At 72.3% G+C, this 19,957-nt stretch carries 10 protein-coding genes and 1 tRNA gene; 9 read left to right on the top strand and 2 right to left on the bottom strand.

Annotation, left to right across the window (positions count from 1 at the left end; translation table 11 throughout):
- The first annotated feature begins 209 nt into the window (after window positions 1–209).
- Together ITJ64_RS15755 and ITJ64_RS15750 are read left to right on the top strand one after the other, a co-directional pair.
- Window positions 210–3,623, top strand: a complete 3,414-nt coding sequence (locus ITJ64_RS15755) for a UrvD/REP family ATP-dependent DNA helicase (protein WP_194681660.1) — start codon at window positions 210–212, stop codon at window positions 3,621–3,623.
- Window positions 3,620–7,252, top strand: a complete 3,633-nt coding sequence (locus ITJ64_RS15750; RefSeq protein WP_194681659.1) for an ATP-dependent DNA helicase — start codon at window positions 3,620–3,622, stop codon at window positions 7,250–7,252. Before ITJ64_RS15755 ends, ITJ64_RS15750 begins: the two co-directional genes overlap by 4 nt.
- Window positions 7,253–7,393: 141 nt before the next feature.
- Here ITJ64_RS15750 and ITJ64_RS15745 read toward each other — a convergent pair whose 3' ends face one another.
- Window positions 7,394–8,476, bottom strand: a complete 1,083-nt coding sequence (locus ITJ64_RS15745) for a phosphotransferase (protein ID WP_194681658.1) — start codon at window positions 8,474–8,476, stop codon at window positions 7,394–7,396.
- Window positions 8,477–8,538: 62 nt separating this feature from the next.
- On the opposite strand from ITJ64_RS15745, the gene nudC reads away from it, so the two are divergent.
- Both nudC and ITJ64_RS15735 read left to right on the top strand, forming a co-directional pair.
- Entirely contained in the window at window positions 8,539–9,660 is a 1,122-nt protein-coding gene (gene nudC / locus ITJ64_RS15740) for an NAD(+) diphosphatase (RefSeq protein ID WP_194681657.1), read from the top strand.
- Window positions 9,657–11,381 (top strand): ATP-dependent helicase, encoded by a 1,725-nt coding sequence (locus ITJ64_RS15735; RefSeq protein ID WP_194681656.1) that lies wholly within the window; start codon window positions 9,657–9,659, stop codon window positions 11,379–11,381. Before nudC ends, ITJ64_RS15735 begins: the two co-directional genes overlap by 4 nt.
- A gap of 863 nt (window positions 11,382–12,244) precedes the next feature.
- Here ITJ64_RS15735 and ITJ64_RS15730 read toward each other — a convergent pair.
- A complete protein-coding gene (locus ITJ64_RS15730; RefSeq protein WP_370545217.1) occupies window positions 12,245–13,648 on the bottom strand; it encodes a zinc-dependent metalloprotease in 1,404 nt (467 codons plus the stop codon).
- A gap of 143 nt (window positions 13,649–13,791) precedes the next feature.
- On the opposite strand from ITJ64_RS15730, the gene ITJ64_RS15725 reads away from it, so the two are divergent.
- From ITJ64_RS15725 to sufU, 5 genes are all read left to right on the top strand, one after another.
- Window positions 13,792–14,895 (top strand): PDZ domain-containing protein, encoded by a 1,104-nt coding sequence (locus ITJ64_RS15725; RefSeq protein ID WP_370545216.1) that lies wholly within the window; start codon window positions 13,792–13,794, stop codon window positions 14,893–14,895.
- 94 nt (window positions 14,896–14,989) lie between these two features.
- Window positions 14,990–17,953 carry a UPF0182 family protein gene (locus tag ITJ64_RS15720; RefSeq protein ID WP_370545215.1) on the top strand — a complete coding sequence of 988 codons (2,964 nt, stop codon included), beginning with the start codon at window positions 14,990–14,992 and terminating at the stop codon, window positions 17,951–17,953.
- Between the two features lie 51 nt (window positions 17,954–18,004).
- Window positions 18,005–18,078: transfer RNA gene (locus tag ITJ64_RS15715), tRNA-Met, on the top strand.
- Window positions 18,079–18,215: 137 nt separating this feature from the next.
- The gene (locus ITJ64_RS15710) at window positions 18,216–19,517 is read left to right on the top strand and encodes a cysteine desulfurase (RefSeq protein ID WP_194681655.1); all 1,302 of its coding nucleotides are present in this window, start codon (window positions 18,216–18,218) and stop codon (window positions 19,515–19,517) included.
- Window positions 19,517–19,957: a Fe-S cluster assembly sulfur transfer protein SufU gene (sufU, locus tag ITJ64_RS15705; RefSeq protein WP_194681654.1), complete on the top strand. Its 441-nt coding sequence runs from the start codon at window positions 19,517–19,519 to the stop codon at window positions 19,955–19,957. The genes ITJ64_RS15710 and sufU overlap by 1 nt, the downstream gene beginning before the upstream one ends.

Below are 19,957 nucleotides of genomic sequence, written 5' to 3'. Positions count from 1 at the left end.
CGTGACCGATTCGACCGGCCACGAGTTCAGATTACGGCACACCCCCGACAGCGCCCGCCGAATGGGGCGCGCGGGCACCAGCCCAGAGCGAACAGGGGCGCGCGTCCCTCCGGTCTGAGGCGCGTCTGCGGCGTGTGCTGCCACGTGCCGATGAGGGCGAGCGGATGCGCGGCCCGGCGATGTCGGAGGGGGAAGGTACCGTGGTGGCCGTGATCGACGCACCCACCGACGCTCCCCGCGCCACGGCCCCCGAGACGGCCGCCGCGGCGCCCTCGCGCGCTCTCGCCGGGGTGCCGCCCGAGCTCCTGGCGCGTCCGGTCGAGGCGTCGTTCGCGGTGATCGGGGCGCCGGGCACGGGCAAGACGACGGCGCTCGTCGAGTTCGTCGCCGACCGCGTCGGGCGGCACGGGCTCGCGCCCGAGAGCGTGCTAGTGCTGGCGCCGACGCGGCAGAGCGCGACGCGGCTGCGCGACCGGGTGGCGCTGCGGCTGGGGGTGCCGAGCAGCGGTCCGCTCGCGCGCACGCCCAGTTCGGCGGCGTTCGGGATCGTGCGCACGGGAGGAGATCGCACGGCGGCCGGCGCTGGGGCGGCCCCGGTCGCGGGGGCGGCTCGGGCATCCGCTGCCCCGTCGCGTGCGGTGGCGCTGCTCACCGGGGCCGAGCAGGACAGGATCGTGGCGGAGCTGCTGCAGGGCGGCATCGAGGACGAACTGGCGGGGCGGGCGGCCGTCGCCTGGCCGGCGTCGCTGCCGGCGGAGGTGCGGAGGCTGAAGGAGTTCCGCACGGAGCTGCGCGAACTGATGATGCGCGCGACCGAGAACGGGGTGTCGCCCGCGGCGCTGGCGCGCCTCGGGGTCGCGCACGGGCTGGCGGAGTGGGAGGGGGCGGCCGCCTTCCTCGCGGAGTACCAGGCGACGCTCGAGGCCTATGAGGTGGCGCACCTCGACTCGGCCGAACTGCTCGCCGAAGCGCGGCGGATCGTGCGCGACGGCGGGCTGCCGGCGGGGCTGCGACTCGTGGTGGTCGACGACTTCCCCGACCTGGCGATCGGGGCGGTGAACCTGGTGCGGGAGTTCGCGCGGCAGGGGGCGGCGGTGGTGGCGTTCGGTGATCCCGACACGGCGACGACGGGGTTCCGGGGGTCGGACGTGCGGGCACTCGGGCAGCTGTCGCGCGCGCTCGGGGTGCCGACGCTGGCGCCGGTGGTGCTGCGGGAGTCGCACCGGCAGGGGGGAGTGCTGCGGGGGCTGACGCGGCGGGTGACCGAGCGGATCGGGGCGGCGGCCGCGGGGCGGCAGCGGGACACGGTGGAGGGTGCTGGTGCTGGTGCTGGTGCTGGGCGTGTTCTCCGTATCCAGGCCGACACCCGGGCGGGTGAGATCTCGACGGTGGCGCGGCTGCTGCGGGAGCAGTACCTGCTGCACGGCACCGAGTGGTCGCAGATGGCGGTGATCGTGCGCTCGGGCGCGCTCGTGCCGGCGATGGCGCGCGGGCTGGGGCTCGCCGAGGTGCCGACGCGCACGCTCTCGGCGGTGCAGGCGCTCCGCGACGACTACGCGGCGCGGCACCTCGCCGAAGGGGTGGCGCTCGCGATCGGGCGGCTGGAACTGACGCCGGCGGCGGTGTCCTCGCTCATCCTCGGGCCGCTCGGCGGCGTCGACGCGGTGGGGCTGCGGCGGCTGCGGCTCGCGCTGCGGCACGAGGAGCTCGCGAGCGGAGGCAGCCGGCACTCGGACGAGCTGCTCGAGGAGGCCGTGCGCATCCCGGGCGTGCTCGCCACGATCGACTCGGCGCCCGCGCGGCGGGTCGCGGCGCTCGGCACCACGCTCGCGGCGGTGCGGGCGAGCCACGAGGCCGGGTCGAGCGTCGAGGAGCTGCTCTGGGAGCTCTGGCAGCGCACCGGTCTCGCCAAGCGCTGGGGCGACCTCGCGGCGGGCACCGGCATCGTCGCCGACGAGGCGAACCGCAACCTCGACGGCGCGGTGGCGCTCTTCACGGCGGCCAGGCGCTCGGTCGAGCGCGATCCGGAGCGGCCGGCGGAGCTGTTCCTCGACGAGTTCCTCACGGCGGAGGTCCCGGAGGACACGCTGTCGCCGCGCTCCCGCAGCGACGCCGTGCTCGTCACCACGCCCACGGGCGCGGTCGGCGTCGAGGTCGACGTCGTCGTGGTGGCGGGGCTGCAGGAGTCGGTGTGGCCGAACCTCCGGCTGCGGGGGTCGCTGCTGCACGCGCAGCGGCTGACGGCGCTCGCCGAGGCGGGGGAGCTGTCGGGAGCGGTGCCGGTGCGGACGGTGCTGTCTGGTGCGGCGGCGGGGCGGGCATCCGGTGACCCGGTTCTCAGCTCGATCTCGACTGGGCGTCTCGACGATGGCGACGCGGCTTCTGCGGTTTCCCCGGCTTCGGCGGCTTCCGCGGCTTCGGCTGCTTCCGCGGTCGCCCCGGTTTCCGCCGACGCTGCGGGGGCGGCCGCGGCCGCTCAGCGGGCCGAGGTGCTCGGTGACGAGCTGCGGATGTTCGCCCTCGCCGTGTCCCGCTCGCGGAAGCTGACCGTGCTGAGCTGCGTCGCGAACGACGACGAGCAGCCCTCGCCGTTCTTCGGCTTCGCGCCGGACGCGGAGCCGATCGCCCAGGCGCGGCACCCCCTCACGCTCCGCGGACTGACCGGCTACCTGCGCCGCCGGGTCGCGGAGGACGGCGACCTGCGCGCCGCCGCCGCGCTCGCCCGCCTCTCCCAGGAGGGGGCGGCCGGCGCCGACCCGGCCGAGTGGTACGGGCTGCTGACGGCGTCCACCGACGAGCCCGTCATCGACCCCGCCGACGAGGAGGCCGTGGTGCGGGTGTCGCCGTCGCGTATCGAGGCGTTCGAGCAGTCGCCGCTGATCTGGTTCGTCGACCAGGTGGCCGGCGGATCGAAGAGCCTCGCGGCCGGCATCGGCACCATCGTTCACGCGGCGATGGAGTCGGTCTCGACCGATCCCGAGGCCGAGCCGACGGTCGAAGCGCTCGCCCGCGTGTCGGAGGAGCGCTGGAAGGAGCTGCGCTTCGAGGCCCCGTGGATCGAGCAGCGCGAGCGCCGCGCCCTCGAGACCAAGCTCGACGGCCTCGCCGACTACCTGCGCCGCTTCGAGCACCGCGAGGAGCACGAGCTGGTGGGCGCCGAAGCGGGCTTCTCGTTCCGGCAGGGTCGCGCCCAGGTGAACGGATCCATCGACCGCGTCGAGCGCGACGCCGACGGCGCCCTGCTCGTGATCGACCTCAAGACAGGCAAGTACCCGGTGCGCGCCGCGGACATGCCGAGCCACGCCCAGATGGCGGCCTACCAGCTGGCGCTCGCCCGCGGCACGGTCGACGGCCTGGGCGAGCCCGACGCGGTCCCCACCGCCGGATCGCATCGGGGCGCCGCGCTGCTCTACGTGGCGAAGGGCGACCGGGAGGCGCGGTTCACCCTCCGCGTGCAGGATCCGCTCGACGACGAGTCGCTCGCCGAGATCGCCTGGCGCATCGAGGCCGTCGCCGAGGGCATGGCCGCCGCCGAGTTCCCGGGTGTCGCCGCCCCCGAGGAGCGCGACAACCAGAACCGCTACGAGTACCGCATCCAGCTGATCAAGGCGGTGAGCGAATGAGCGACGCCCTGTTCGACCTCGCCGACCTCGATGATCCGCGCGCCTTCGTCGCGCCGCGGGGAGCGGGGGCCGCGCATCCGTCGACCGCACCGGCACCCGGGTCGGCTGGTGGGTCAACGAATGGGTCAGTGCCCGGGCCGGGGCAGGGTTCGGCGGATGCGCGCCCGCTGCCCAGCACGCCCGAGGGCCTGATCCCGGCCGTCGAGATCGCCGACCGCCTGGGGCTGCCGCGGCCCACCGAGCAGCAGCGCGCGGTGATCGAGGCGCCGCTGGATCCGCGGATCGTCGTGGCGGGCGCGGGCAGCGGCAAGACCGAGACGATGGCGAACCGCGTGGTGTGGCTGATCGCCAACGGGCTGGTGCAGGTGCCCGAGGTGCTCGGGCTGACGTTCACGCGCAAGGCGGCGGGGGAGCTGGCGGAGCGCATCCGGAAACGGCTCGCGCAGCTGGCCGAGGCGCGGGTGACCGAGCGGGAGCCCGACCCCTTCGACGCGCCCGAGATCGCGACGTACAACGCGTTCGCGAACAGCATCTTCCGTGAGAACGCCGTGCTGATCGGACGTGAGGGCGAGGCCGCGGTTCTGAGCGAGGCCTCGGCCTGGCAGCTGGCGCGCTCGGTCGTGGTGGCGAGCCGCGACGAGCGGCTGCTCGGCATCGACCGGTCGGTGGACGTGGTGACGAGCGCGGTGCTGAACCTCAGCCGCGCGCTGAGCGAGAACGTGACCGAGTCGGGGCCGGTGTCGCGCTACGCCGAGCGGTTCCAGGCGCTGGCGTCGCTGCCGAAGGGCAAGAGCTCGCGCGGCGGCGCGGTGTTCGGCTACCTCGAGTCGGCGATCGCGCCGGTGGCGTCGCTGCCGTTGCTGCTCGACCTCGCCGACGAGTACGCGGCGGAGAAGGTGCGGCGGGGGTACGTCGAGTTCTCCGACCAGATCGCCCTGGCCCTCGCGATCGTCGAGAGCACGCCGCGGGTGGTGGCCGACTACCGCGACCGGTTCCGCGTGGTGCTGCTGGACGAGTACCAGGACACGAGCGTCGTGCAGACCCGCCTGCTCTCGGCCCTGTTCTGCGAGCACGCCGTGATGGCGGTCGGCGACCCCCACCAGTCGATCTACGGCTGGCGCGGGGCGAGCGCGGCGAACCTGGCGCGCTTCCGCACCGACTTCGGCGACACCCGCCGCACGCCGGGCGCCACGCCCGCCCGAGCCGCGACCCTCGCGGCCCCGCCCACCGCCGCGGAGGCCCCCGCGGCTCCGCGGGCAGCGACTCCGCCGACGGTGGTGCCGGCGCCGCCGTTCGCGTTGTCGACGAGTTGGCGGAACCCCGAGGTGGTGCTTCAGGCCGCCAACACGTTGGTGCGGCCGCTGACGGCGACCTCGGGCATCCCGGTCGAGGAGCTGGGGCCTCGCCCGAATGTGGTGGCGGGCCGGCTCGACGTCGGCTTCAGCGAGACCGTGCGCGAGGAGGCCGAGCAGGTCGCCGCCTGGCTCGAGCAGCAGCTGCGTCCGCGCCCCGACGGCACGCGACCGTCCGCGGCCCTACTCTGCCGCTCGGTGAAGAAGATCGAGCCGTTCACGGCGGCGCTCGAGGCGCGGGGCGTGCGCTACCACGTGCTCGGCATCGGCGGCCTGCTCGGGCAGCCGGCCGTCGCCGACCTCGTCTCGACCCTCCGCGTGCTCTACTACCCGACGGCCGGGTCCGACCTCCTGCGCGTGCTCGCCGGAGCCCGCTGGCGCATCGGCACGAAGGACCTGGTGGCGCTCCGCGCCCTCGCCTCCTGGATCGCCGAGCGCGACCACCGCTTCCAGAAGCTCGAGCCCGAGGTCTCGGGGCGGCTCCGCGGCTCCGTCGTCGACGACGAGGACCGGTCGATCGTCGACGCCCTCGACTTCCTCGCCACGGCCCGTCCCGACCACCGCGCGCTCGAGCCGTTCAGCGAGGCGGGCCTCGATCGCCTCCGCCGCGCCTCCGCCCAGTTCGCCCACCTCCGCACGCGGGCGGGCCTCGGCCTCGTCGACTTCGTCGACCTGGTGCAGCAGGAGCTCCTGCTCGACATCGAGGTGCTCGCCAGCCCCCATCACACCCTCGGCCGCGCCAGCCTCGACGCCTTCACCGAGCAGCTGACGTCGTTCCTCGCGCTCGACCCGACGGCGGGTCTCGGCGACTTCCTGTCCTGGCTCGAGGAGGCCGAGAAGCGCGACCGCCTCGAGCCGCGCAGCGAGGAGGCCGAGCCGGGCACCGTGCAGATCCTCACGATCCACGGTGCGAAGGGCCTCGAGTGGGACGTCGTCGCCATCCCGCGCATGGTCGAGGGCGAGCTGCCGGGCGATCCGCGCTCGAGCCGCGGCTGGCTGAGCTTCGGCGAGCTGCCGTTCGACTTCCGCGGCGACAGCGCCGAGCTGCCGAAGCTCGCCTGGCAGGGCCTCGACACGCAGAGCGACTTCAAGCCGGCGCTCGACGCGTTCCTGGCCGACAACGCCTCGCAGTACGCCGCCGAGCAGCGCCGCCTGATCTACGTCGCGGTCACCCGTGCGCGCGAGATGCTCCTGCTCACCGGCTCCTTCTGGACCACCGGCGTCAAGCGCCCCCGCGGCCCCGGCCTCTACCTCCGCGAGCTCGAGTCGATCGGCCTGATCGCCGAGGGCGTGCTCCCGGATGCGCCCGAGCACGAGGACAACCCGCTGGCCGAAGCGGAGAACTGGGTCAGCTGGCCGCGCGATCCCCTCGGCGGCCGTCGGTCCCGGGTCGAGACGGCCGCCGCTGCGGTGCGGGCGGCCGATCCGGGCGCGTCCACCCCCTGGGACCACGACATCGAGCTGCTGCTGGCCGAGCGCGCGCGGCTCCGCGCCGACGTGGCGCTCGACGTGCCGGTGCGCATCCCGGCGTCGCGCTTCAAGGACTACGTGTCCGACCCGCAGGCGGTCGTGCGCGCGCTGCAGCGTCCGATGCCCGAGCGGCCCTACCGGCAGACGCGCCTCGGCACCCGATTCCACAGCTGGGTGGAGGAGATGTTCCGCCGCGACGGCGCCGACGCCCTGGTCGACCTCCCCGCCCTCGGCGCCGACCACGTCGACGGCCTCCCCGGCTACGACCTCTTCGACGACCTGACCGACCTCGACCAGGACAGCATGAATGACTTCGACGGGTCGGCCGCCCCTGCCCACCGAGAGTCGGATGATGACGTTGCAGCCGGTCGAACGGCCACAACGGCCGGCGGAAGTTCGACGGCGTCGGGGGCGGGGTCGGCCGAGGACGTGCGGTTCGCCGAGCTGGTGGAGACGTTCCAGCGGTCGCCGTTCGCGGCGCGGCGGCCCGAGGAGGTGGAGGTCGAGATCCACCTGGTGCTCGGCGGCCGCATCGTGGTGTGCAAGATCGACGCGATCTTCGCCGAGGGCGGGCGCTTCGAGGTCGTCGACTGGAAGACCGGGCGGGCGCCCGTCGACGCGGCCGACCTCGAGCTGAAGCAGCTGCAGCTCGCGCTGTACCGGCTCGCCTACGCGCGGTGGAAGGGCATCGACGTCGACCTCGTCGACGCGTCGTTCTACTTCGTGGCCGACGACACGGTCATCCGCCCCGAGCGGCTCTACTCCGAGGCCGAGCTCGAGGCCCTGCTCCGCGACGCCGCCCTCTGATCAGCCCGTGACGCCACGAGCGATGTACGCCCCGGAAGGAGAAACGGGCCCTCCGACGCCATAGTGGTCGGCGAGGGCCCGTTTCTCCTTCGGTCGCGTACGAGCGTGCGCCCTCGGGTCAGGCGTGGGGCGGGCGGGAGGTCAGTCCTCCGCGATGCGGTTCGCGTGGTCGGTCGAGAGGGGGCCGAGGCCCGAGCCCGGGCGCGCAGCACCCGCGGCGACCCCGCCCGAGACGGGGGTGCGGTCGAGCAGCGCCTCCACGTCTTCGAGCCCCATGATCTGACCCGTGTCGGTCGACAGCGGGTTCAGCAGGTCGCTCTGCACGGTCGCGTGCAGCCCCGCGAGCATGCTCTCGGCGTCGGCGATGATGGCCTCGTCGCGGCTGTCCACGCCGTGCAGCAGCCAGCGCGCGATCTCGAGCTCGGCGTAGAGCCGGGCGCGCTTGCGCAGCTGGTGGTCGGCGGGCTTCGTCACGGCGCGCGCGTAGGCGGCGTAGACGCGGTCGGCGCTCTCGATGTGGGTCGCCGAGTTGAGCCAGAACAGGTCCAGCGCCGGGTCGCCGACGCGCAGGTTGTGCCAGTTCAGGATGCCCGTGACCTGGTCGGCCGCGATCAGGAACGACTCCGGCGCGAGCGCCCCGTGCACCACCGTGGGCTGGAACTGCCAGAGCGCGCTGTCCTCGAGTGCCAGCGACCAGCGGGTCAGCAGCTCCTTCGGAACGCGGCCCGACGCCGCGGCGCGGTCGGTGAGCTTGCGGGAGGTGGCGGCGATCTGGCCGGCCGAGTTCGAAGGCAGCCCCGCATCCGACACCACCGAGGTGGGCAGCGAGTGGATGCCCGCGATCGCCCGCCCGATCGAGTCGGACGCGCTCTCCTCGCCGCCGACGTCGCCGAGCGACCCGGGGCGACCGGGGATGTAGTCGTAGACCACGGCCCGGGTGTCGCCGACGGGCGTCTGGCCGATGAAGGCCGGCACGTGGAAGAGCAGGCGCGAGCGGACGCCGGGGGTCAGGGCGTTCAGGGCGACGAGGTCGCGCGACTGCTCCGAGCCCGCGTCGTCGTCGCGCGGCACCCGCACCACCAGTTCGTCGCCCGAGCGCAGCGTGACGACCGCCGAGTCGAAGCGGCCCACGGTGTTCGTGGAGAGCGGGCGGGTCGCGACGATGTCCGCCCCGGCGACTGCCGAGGTCGCGAGCGCGGCTAGAGTGAAGTGGGATCTCGCCATGCTTTCCAGGGTACGGCGGGCAGGCTCCCGCACAGGCTTTCGCCACGCACGATTGGTCAACCATGTCCCGCGCTTTCCCGTCTTCGCTGCCCCTGTCCCGGCACCGCATCGACCGGGACCACGACACCCGCTCCGACTCCGCCGCCCTCGACCGGCTCTGGTCCTCCGACCGGGCCCGCGTGCTCGTGCTGAACCGCGGCCTCGCGCTCGCCTCGACGGGTTCCGACCCCGAGGGCTGGGACGGTTTCGGCGAGCCCCCGGCGAACCGCCGCACCGAATTGGCCCTTCTGCGGCCCGACGAACTGGCCGAGGAACCGGGCGACGAGCCGAGCGGCGAGCCGGTCAGCGGCACCGACGGCGTCACCGGCGCCGTGCGCCTCTACCTCGGCATCCTGCTCGACGCCGACGACCGGCCGACGGGTGCCCCGATCTTCGCGATCACGGTTCCGGATGCCCGTGCCGACGCCCTCGTCGCGGAACGCCCGGGCGCCGCCTGGGTCAACCTCCGTCTCGTGGCGACCGAGCTCGACGACAGCGCCGCCGGAGTCTTCACCGAGGCCCTCGCGATGATGAACTGGCACGCCGTCAGCAGCCACTGCCCGCGCTGCGGCGCGACGACCACGGTCGAGAGCGGCGGCTGGGTTCGGCGCTGCACCGTCGAGGGCGTCGAGCTCTTCCCGCGCACCGATGCCGCCGTGATCGTCGGCATCGTCGACGCGGAGGAGCGGCTGCTGCTCGGGTCGAACGCGCTGTGGGAGAAGAACCGCTACTCGCTGCTGGCGGGCTTCGTGGAACCGGGGGAGTCGCTCGAGGCGGCCGCCATCCGCGAGATCGCCGAGGAGTCGGGCGTGGTCATCGCCGACCCCGAGTACGTCGGCTCGCAGCCGTGGCCCTTCCCGGCGTCGCTGATGGTCGGGTTCATGGCGCGCGTCGCCGAGGACGGCGCCGCCGGCGAGCGGCCCGACGGCGACGAGATCATCGACCTCCGTTGGTTCAGCCGCGAGGAGATCGTCGACCCGGACAACGGCATCCTGCTGCCCGGGCCCTCGTCGATCGCCCGCGCGATCATCGAGCGCTGGTACGGCGGCCCCCTCCTGCCGCGGGACACCGCGTCGGCCGTGGCCCTGCCGGCCGACTCGGCGGCCGATGAGCGACCGGTGCCGAGCGGTTCGGACGAGGGATGATCGGCACCTCGTCGGAGGAGCTGCTGGAGGCCCTCGATCCGCAGCAGCGGATCGCGGCGCGGGCGCTGCTCGGGCCGGTCTGCATCCTCGCCGGTGCGGGCACGGGCAAGACCCGCGCCATCACGCATCGCATCGCGTACGGGGTCGCGACCGGGGTGTACTCGCCGAACCGCGTGATGGCGCTGACCTTCACCTCGCGCGCCGCCGCGGAGCTGCGCTCGCGCCTGCGGCCCCTCGGCGCCGGCGGCGTCGCCGCGCGCACCTTCCACGCCGCGGCGCTGTCGCAGCTGAACTACTTCTGGCCGCAGGTCATCGGGGGAGAGGCGCCCCGCATCGTCGAGAACAAGGCACGGGCGATCGCGCACGCGGCCGAGACGTTGCGCCTCCGGGTCGACACGGCGACCCTTCGCGACGTCGCCGCCGAGATCGAGTGGCGGAAGGTCTCTAACCTCTCCCTCGCCGACTACGAGCTGAAGGCCCGCACCGTGCGCACGATGCCTTCCAACCTCTCGATGGAGCAGATGATCGAGCTGCAGGAGCGGTACGAGGCGCTGAAGGACGAGCGCCGGCAGCTCGACTTCGAGGACGTGCTGCTCGCGACCGCGGGGATGATCGAGATCGAGCCGTCGGTCGCCATCCAGGTGCGGGAGCAGTACCGGTTCTTCGTGGTCGACGAGTACCAGGACGTCTCCCCGCTGCAGCACCACCTCCTCCAGCTCTGGCTCGGCGACCGCCGCGACCTCTGCGTGGTGGGCGACGCGAGCCAGACGATCTACTCCTTCGCCGGGGCGAGCGCGGACTTCCTGCTCGACTTCCCGCGCCGGCACGACAGCGCCACGGTGGTGACCCTCGAGCAGAACTACCGCTCGACCCCGCCGATCGTGGCCTCGGCCAACCGCCTCATGCGAGGCCGCCCCGGCGCCCTCACCCTGCACTCGGCGGTGCGGGATTCGGAGGCGGTGGCCGACAGCACTCCCGAGCCCACCGTCACCGCCTACCGGCACGACCTCGACGAGGCGGCCGGCGTCGCCGCCGAGATCGCCCGCCTCGTCGAGTCCGGCGCCCCGCCGCAGGACATCGCGGTGCTCTACCGCATCAACGCGCAGTCGGCCCCGCTCGAGCAGGCCCTCACCGCCGCCGGTGTGAGCTACCAGCTGCGCGGCGCCACCCGCTTCTTCGACCAGCCCGACGTGAAGCGCGCCGTGATGGAGCTGCGCGCCGCCTCGGTCTCGATCTCGGACGAGCCGCTCTTCAAGTCGGTCAGCGACGTGCTCCGCTCGCGCGGCTGGACCCAGGTTCCGCCCGAGGGTGTCGGCGCCGTGCGCGACCGTTGGGAGTCGCTCAACGCGCTGATCGGCCTCGCCGAGAGCATGCCGGCCGGCACCACCTTCCGCCAGTTCACCGACGAGCTGATGGAGCGCCAGTCCTCCCAGCACGAGCCGACGGTGCGTGCCGTGACGCTCGCCACCCTGCACTCGGCGAAGGGCCTGGAGTGGCCGGTGGTCTTCATCGTGGGTGTCTCGGAGGGCCTGCTGCCGATCAGCTACGCCTCCGGCCTCGAGGGTGTCGACGAGGAACGGCGGCTGCTCTACGTGGGCATCACCCGCGCGCGGGAACGGCTGCAGCTCTCCTGGGCGGCGGCCGGGATCCGGCGTGGGGCGGCGAGGACGGCGTCGCGCTTCCTGGCAGAGACCGGCATCCGCACCGTGGATGCGGACTGACCGACTCCACGCTCACCCCGCCCGGCTCGAGCAGCGCAGCGGGTCGGACCCGCAACGCCCGACCCGGCCAGGGGCTGGGTGAGCCCCGCGCCGTGGCCGAGCAGTGCTCGAGCAGGGCGTCGACGACGAGGCCGGCCGCGATCGCAGTGCCCACCGCATCCGCCGTCAGCGCCTGACGGCCGGCCAGCTGCGAGGCGAGTGCCGGCCAGCACGGATCGGCCTCTGCGCGGGCGAACTCGAGGCAGGCGGCGCATGCCGAGGTGCCGCCGACGACCATCGGCCCGATGCGCACCGAGCGGTCGCCGAACTCGACCAGCAGGTGCGGCACGTCGTCGCGCAGCCACACGGATGCCCGGCGCGGCGCCGTGGCATAGTGCGAGACCAGCACCCCGAACGCGGGCGCGACACCGGGTGCCGCGGTGACGGCCCCGCAGCGACGCAGCAGCGCGGCGATGGCCGGCACCGGTGTGCCGTGACCGCGCACCTCGGCCGCGACCCCGTCGAGCGCGGCGGATCGAGGCGGCGGCGACCGCTCCAGTGCCGGCGTGACCGAGGCGAGCAGCGCATCGACCGCCGGGGGAGCGATGCCCTGCGACGAGGCGAGCGCACCCAGCACCGGCCGGGACACGCCCTTCTGCAGCAGCCCGAGCAGGAAGTGCTGCTCGGCGTCGAGCCCGCGCAGCCTCAGCAGCGGATGCTCGACCCCGAACTGCACCTCGTCGGGCGTGCGCCAGACCAGCGGATGGGACGGGGAGAGTCGGAGTGCCATGCGGGCATCCTGTCGCCTCGATCAGCCCCGCGAGCGGTTATCAACAACCCGCTCGCCGAAGCGATCGACGCACCCGGCCGGTGCAGGAGTGGTCTCAGACGACAGGCGGCTGATCGTCGTCGCGCGGCGAGTCCCCCTGAGGCGAATCCCCCTGAGGCGAATCCCCCTGAGGCGAATCCCCCCGCGACTCCTCCTCGCGCAGCAGATCCTCCAGCGCCTGGTCCATCTCGTCGGGCTCGGGCTCGCCGGCCTGCAGTCGGGCGATCAACGCCGCCGGGTCGTCGATGTCGGCCATCGTGGGCACCAGGTCGGGGTGCGACCAGAGTGCGTCGCGCTGCTCCTGGCCCACCGCATCCGTCACCTGCTGCCACATCGCGGCCGCCTCACGGAGGCGACGGGGCCGCAGCTCGAGGCCGATCAGGGCGCCGAACGCCGACTCGGCGGGGCCGCCCGAGGCGCGGCGGCGGCGAACGGTCTCGGCCACCGAGTTCCAGCGCGGCAGCCGCACCGAGGCCTGCGCGGTGACGGTGTCGACCCAGCCCTCGATCAGGGCGAGCGTGGTCTCCAGGCGGGCGAGGGCGTGCTGCTGCTGCTCGGTCTTCGGCGGGATGAGCGCGCCGCTCGCCATGGCCTGCTTGAGCTCCTCCGGGTTCGAGGGGTCGAAGCTGCCGGCCAGCTCCTCGAGCCGCTCGGTGTCGATCGAGATGCCCTTGGCGAACTCGGTGATGGACGAGATGACGTGCAGCCGCAGCCAGCGCGCGTGCCGGAACAGTCGGGCGTGCGCGAGCTCACGGATGGCGAGGTAGAGCTGCACCTCGTCGTCGGGGATGTCGAGGCCCTCGCCGAACTCGGCCATGTTCTGCGGGACGAGCGCCGCCTGGCCCTCCTCGAGCAGGGGGATGCCGACGTCACCGCCGGAGACGACCTCCTTCGAGAGCTGGCCGACGATCTGGCCGAGCTGCATCGCGAACAGGGTGCCGCCGAGGTTGCGCATCAGCTGGCTGGCGCCCGCGATCATGCCCGCCATCTCCTCGGGCGCCTGGTTCTGCAGCACGTCGGTGAGGGAGTCGGCGATCGACTCGGCGACCGGCTCGGCCAGCTGGGTCCAGACCGGCACCGTGGTGGCGGCCCATTCCTGACGGGTCATCAGGCGGGGCGCCACGGCCGAGTCGGAGAGGCCGGTGACCTCGTCGAGCCAGAGGGTCGCGATGTGCAGGGCCTGGTCGAGCTGCGCCTTCGTCTGGTCGGTCACGGCGAGGCTGCCGGCGGCCGAGATCTCCTGCGCCTGCTTCGTGGCGACGCTCCAGTCGACCCCGTCACCCGAGGCCTGCATGGCGTTCTGCAGCTGCGCCATGAGCTGCGACACGGCGGCCGGATCGGACGGCAGACCGGCCGCCGAGGCCAGCTTCGAGGGGTCGATGTCGGAGTTGCCCGAGAGGAACTGCCGAAGCATGTCGCGGAACTCGTCCTCCGGCTGGTCGCGGTTCTCGTCGCTCACGGTGTCCTCCATGCGGGCTGTCAGATAGTGCTCCTACGCTAACCGGTGGCCCACCGCCCAGGCTGGGTTTTCCCATAAGCTTGAGCGCTGCTGCGTGCGCCCGTGGCGAACAGCCACCCGAGTGCCGACAGCGAGAGGATTCCGTGAGTCTGTTCGAACCCGACGACGCGCGGTCGCGCCCGTCCCGCCGCATTCGCACCGGGTGGACCGTGCTGCTGATCGCCCTCGTGCTCGGCCTCGTGATGAGCTTCCTGCCCGCCCCGTACGTCATCGAGCAGCCGGGCCCGGTCTTCGACACCCTCGGCAGCCAGCAGCAGGACGGCGAGGACGTGCCGCTGATCTCCATCGAGGGCGCCGACACCTATCCCACGGCGGGAACACTCGACATGCTCACCGTCTCGGTGCGGGGCACGCCCGAGCAGCGGCCGTCCTGGGCCGAGATCCTCTCCGCCTGGTTCGACAGCTCACGCGCCGTCATCCCGATCGACGCCGTCTACCCGCCGACCGTCACCACCGAGCAGCGCGACGAGCAGAACGCCGCCCTCATGGTCGACAGCCAGAAGGAGGCCGTCGCGGCCGCCCTGTCCAACCTCGGCATCGCCTACACCACCGAGGTCACCGTGGCCGGCCTCGACCCCGACGGCCCCGCCGCCGGCCAGCTCGACGCGGGCGACGCCATCCTCGCCGTGAACGGCCAGGCGGTCCCCGACGTCGACGCGCTGCGGGCGGCGCTCGCCGCGAACGGCACCTCCACTCCCGCGCAGCTGACGGTCAAGGCGAGCGACGGCGGCGCCGAGAAGACCGTCGCCATCACCCCGGTCATCTCCGAGCAGACGGATGCTCCGGCACTGGGCATCAGCGCCGGCTACGACTTCGAGTTCCCCTTCACGGTCGACATCCAGCTGAACGACGTCGGCGGCCCCAGTGCGGGCATGATGTTCGCCCTCGGGATCATCGACAAGCTCACGCCGGGCGAGCTGAACGGCGGCAAGGACATCGCCGGCACCGGCACGATCGACCAGGCGGGCGAGGTCGGCGCCATCGGCGGCATCCGCCAGAAGATGGTCGGCGCGAAGGACGCCGGGGCCGACTACTTCCTCGCTCCGGCCTCGAACTGCGACGAGGTCGTGGGGCACGTGCCCGACGGCCTGCAGGTCTTCGCGGTGTCGACGCTGGACGACTCGCTCGCGGTGCTCGACGCCGTCTCCACGGGAGGGGACACCGCGGCGCTGCCCACCTGCAGCTGAGCCCCCGGTCACGTCGGGCATACCCTCAGCCAGCCCTGCCTAGGATTCCATTGTCTAAGATTGATGGACACCGCACAGCGAGCCAGAGGCATACGTGACTTCCCAAACAGCAGAGAAGCCCGCACGACGTTCGAGAGTCACTCTCGCGATCGCCATAGCGATCGTGGTCGTGCTCGCCATACTCTTCTTCGTCTTCTCCACCCTCTACACCGAGATCCTCTGGTACGACCAGCTGGGCTTCCTCAGCGTCCTGACGACGCAGTGGCTCGCCGGTGGTGTGATGTTCCTGGTGGGCTTCGTGGCCATGGCCGTGCCCGTCTGGGCCTCGATCGAGATCGCCTTCCGCTGGCGGCCCGTCTACGCGAAGCTCAACTCGCAGCTCGACCGCTACCAGCAGGTCATCGAGCCCCTCCGCCGCCTCGCCACCTTCGGCGTGCCGGCCGTGCTCGGCCTGTTCGCCGGTGTCGCCACCGCCTCGCGCTGGCAGCTCACCCTGCAGTACCTGAACCGCACCGCGTTCGGCCAGACCGACCCGCAGTTCGGTCTCGACATCTCCTTCTACATCTACGACCTGCCGTTCTGGCGCGGAGCCGTCGGCTTCGCCTCGGCCGTCGTCATCGTGGCGGGCCTCGCGGCCATCGCCACGAGCTACCTCTACGGGGCCATCCGCTTCTCGCAGCGGGAGGTGCGCATCTCGAAGATCGCGCGCATCCAGATGGCCGTCACCGCCACCATCTACCTGCTGCTGCAGGCCGTGAGCATCTGGCTCGACCAGTTCGCCACGCTCGCCAACAGCTCGGGGCTGATCACGGGTGCGTCGTACGCCGACGTCAACGCCACCATCCCGGGCCTGCAGATCCTCGCCGGCATCGCGGTGCTCGTCGCCGTGCTCTTCATCGTGGCCGCCGTGATCGGCCGCTGGCGTCTGCCGATCATCGGCACCGCGCTGCTCATCGTGAGCGCGCTCATCCTGGGCTCGCTCGCTCCCTGGGTCGTGCAGCGCTTCCAGGTCGACCCGAGCGAGCGCACGCTCGAGCAGGAGTTCATCCAGCGCAACATCGACATGACGCGTGACGCCTACGGGGTCGCCGACGTCGAGGAGACGCCCTACGAGGCGACCACCACGGCCGAGCCCGGGGCGCTCCGGAACGACGCGGCGACGACCGCGAACATCCGCATCCTCGACCCCGCCCTCGTGACGAAGTCGTTCCAGCAGCTGCAGCAGTTCCGGCAGTACTACCAGTTCCCCGACCACCTCGACGTCGACCGCTACGACATCGACGGCCAGGTTCAGGATGCGGTGGTCACCGTGCGCGACATCGACATCGACGCGCTCGGCTCCTCCGCCACCTGGTACAACCAGACGGTCGTCTACACCCACGGCTACGGCGTCGTCGCGGCCTTCGGCAACCAGCGCTCCGGAGACGGCCAGCCCGTGTTCATCGAGTCGGGCATCCCCTCGGTGGGTCAGCTCGGCGACTTCGAGCCGCGCATCTACTTCGGCGAGAACTCGCCCGCCTACTCCATCGTCGGCGGCCCGGAGGGCTCCGACCAGATCGAGCTCGACTACCCGTCGGGCGAGGACGGTGCGTCGCAGACGTACACGACCTTCGAGGGCAACGGCGGGCCGAAGCTCGACAACATCTTCAAGCGGCTCGTCTACGCGCTGAAGTTCCAGTCGGAGCAGATCTTCCTCTCCGACGCCGTGAACGACGACTCGCAGATCCTCTACGACCGCGACCCGGCCGAGCGCGTCTCGAAGGTCGCTCCGTACCTCACGATCGACTCCGACCCCTACCCGTCGGTCGTCGACGGCAAGGTCGTCTGGGTGGTCGACGGCTACACGACCTCGGCGAACTACCCGTACTCGCGGGTGCAGTCGCTCAGCTCGTCGATCGCCGACACCTACACGCCGACGCCCGCCTACCCGGTCGACGACATCAATTACATCCGCAACTCGGTGAAGGCCACGGTCGACGCCTACGACGGCTCGGTCACGCTCTACGCGTGGGACGAGAACGACCCGCTGCTGCAGACCTGGCAGAAGATCTACCCGTCGACGGTGAAGCCGATCAGCGACATGAGCGGCGAGCTGATGAGCCACGTGCGCTACCCGGCCGACCTGTTCAAGGTGCAGCGGTCGATCCTCGGCCAGTACCACGTGACCGACGCGGGCTCCTTCTACTCGCAGGAGGACGCCTGGACGACGCCGAACGACCCGACGTCCTCCTCGACCAGCCCGACGCTGCAGCCGCCGTACTACCTGACGCTGCAGATGCCGACGCAGGACGATCCGTCCTACTCGCTGTACTCGACCTTCATCCCGGCGACCCAGCAGTCGGCGGAATCCTCCCGGAACGTGCTGACCGGCTATCTCGCGGTCGACGCGAACGCCGGCAGCACAGACGGGGAGAAGTCCGGCGACTACGGCAAGCTGAGGCTGCTCACGCTGCCGAAGGACGACACGATCCCGGGCCCCGGCCAGGTGCAGAACAGCTTCTCCTCCGACCCGGCGGTCAGCTCGGCGCTGAACCTGCTGCGTCAGGGCGAGAGCCAGGTGATCAGCGGAAACCTGCTCACCCTGCCGGTCGGCGGCGGTCTGCTCTACGTGCAGCCGGTGTACGTGCAGTCGCGCGGTGAGACGAGCTTCCCGCTGCTGCAGAAGGTGCTGGTGTCGTTCGGCAACAAGATCGCGTTCGAGAACACCCTCGACGGCGCGCTCGACTTGCTGTTCGGCGGCGACTCGGGAGCGAACGCGGGTGACGAGAACGTCATCCCGACCGACGACACGGGCGGCGGAGGCACCTCCGAGATCCCGACCGACGGCGGCACCGACGGCGGCAGCACCGACCCGGGCACCGGCACCACCGACCCCGGCACCTCGACGCCGGCGCCCACCCTGACCGGCGACGCCGCGCTCACCCAGGCGCTGGCCGACGCGCAGCAGGCGCTGTCCGACCGTGACGCGGCCCTCAAGGCCGCGGACTGGACCGCCTACGGCGAGGCCGACGCCCGCCTGAAGGAGGCCGTGGACCGGGCCATCGCCGCGTCGCAGTAGCGGCCGGTGGTGACGACCACTCCGATCGTGTGCTAGAGTTTCTTCTTGTGCCGCGGGGTGGAGCAGTTCGGTAGCTCGCTGGGCTCATAACCCAGAGGTCGCAGGTTCAAATCCTGTCCCCGCAACAAGACGAAGAGGCCCGGTCATCTGACCGGGCCTCTTCTGCGTAGTGGCTGAGCGTGCGGCGACGGTGGAATGAAGCGTCCGTCGCGGCGCTTGCACCCAGTGACGACAGACGGAACCCGAGCACCCCGAGGCACCTGTGACGATCGACGACATCACGACCACCCCCGGCCTGAGCGACGCGGAGGTGGAGCTGCTGCGCGCCGACTTCCCCATCCTGGGCCGCCGCGTGAACGGGCATCCGCTCGTCTACCTCGACTCGGGGGCCACCTCGCAGAAGCCGCGATCGGTGATCGACGCCGAGCGCCGCTACTACGAGGAGTCGAACGCCGCCGTGCACCGCGGGGCCCACACCCTGGCCGGCGAGGCGACCGAGCTGTTCGAGGAGGGGCGGGCGACCGTGGCCCGCTTCGTGAACGTCGCCGACGACGAGATCGTCTGGACCTCGAACGCCACCGAGGGCATCAACCTCATCGCCTACGGCATCTCCAACGCGTCGCTCGGGCGCGGGGGAGCCGAGGCGGCCCGGTTCCGCATCGGCCCGGGCGACGAGATCGTCACCACCGAGCTCGAGCACCACGCGAACCTCGTGCCCTGGCAGGAGCTGGCGTTCCGCACCGGCGCGACGCTGAAGGTCATCGGGGTCGATGACGACGGCGCCCTGCGGCTCGACGAGGCGGCGGCCTTGATCGGCCCGCAGACGAAGCTCGTGGCCTTCAGCCACGTCTCGAACGTGCTGGGCGGGGTCAACAAGGTGACCGAGCTCGTGGCCCTCGCGAAGTCCGTGGGCGCGCTGACCGTGCTCGACGCCTGCCAGTCGGCGCCGCACCTGCCGCTCGACCTGACGGCGCTCGACGTCGACTTCGCGGTCTTCTCGGGGCACAAGATGCTCGCGCCCACGGGGATCGGCGTGCTCTACGGCCGATCCGAGCTGCTGAACGCGCTGCCGCCGTTCCTCACCGGCGGGTCGATGATCACCACCGTCGGGCTCACCGAGTCGTCGTACCTGCCCGCGCCGATGCGCTTCGAGGCGGGCACCCAGCGCGTCTCGCAGGTGATCGCGCTGGCCCGGGCCGTCGAGTACCTGCGGGGCGTGGGGATGCACCGCATCGCCGCCCACGAGGCCGAGCTCGGCCGCCGGCTCGCCGAGGGCCTCCGCGCCGTTCCGGGCGTGCGGGTGCTGGGGCCGGACGCCGGCGCCGAGCGCGTCGGGCTCGCGAGCTTCGTGGTCGAGGGCATCCACTCGCACGACGTCGGGCAGTTCCTCGACGACCGGGGCATTGCCGTGCGGGTGGGCCACCACTGCGCGCAGCCGATCCACCGGCGCTTCGGCATCACCGCCACGACGCGGGCGAGCGGCTACCTCTACACGACCGCCGACGAGATCGACGCCGCCGTCCAGGCCGTCGCCGACTCGCGCGACTTCTTCCGGGTGGCGTGATGGCCTCGCGCGAGCTCGAGAACCTCTACCAGCAGGTCATCCTCGACCACTCCAAGGAGAAGCACGGCTACGGCCTCCGCGAGGGCGCCGCGGGCTCCTCGCACCAGGTCAACCCGACCTGCGGCGACGAGGTGACGCTGAACGTGCACCGGGGTGCCGACGGTGTCATCGACTCGGTGAGCTGGGAGGGCCAGGGCTGCTCCATCTCGACCGCCTCGGCCTCGCTGCTCAGCGACCTCGTGCACGAGTTGCCGGCCGACGAGCTCACCCGCCGCATCGACGCCTTCCGGGAGCTGATGCAGTCCAAGGGCGCCGTCGAGGGCGACGAGGAGCTGCTCGGCGACGCGGTCGCCCTCGGCGGGGTCTCCCGCTACGTCACCCGCATCAAGTGCGCGATGCTGCCGTGGGTGGCGCTCGAGCACGCGCTCGTGCGGGCCTGA

This window comes from Herbiconiux sp. VKM Ac-1786 (assembly GCF_015350805.1).
Taxonomy (GTDB): domain Bacteria; phylum Actinomycetota; class Actinomycetes; order Actinomycetales; family Microbacteriaceae; genus Herbiconiux.
Note: the sequence above shows the minus strand (reverse complement) of the source record. Positions and strands in the feature narration are given on the sequence as shown.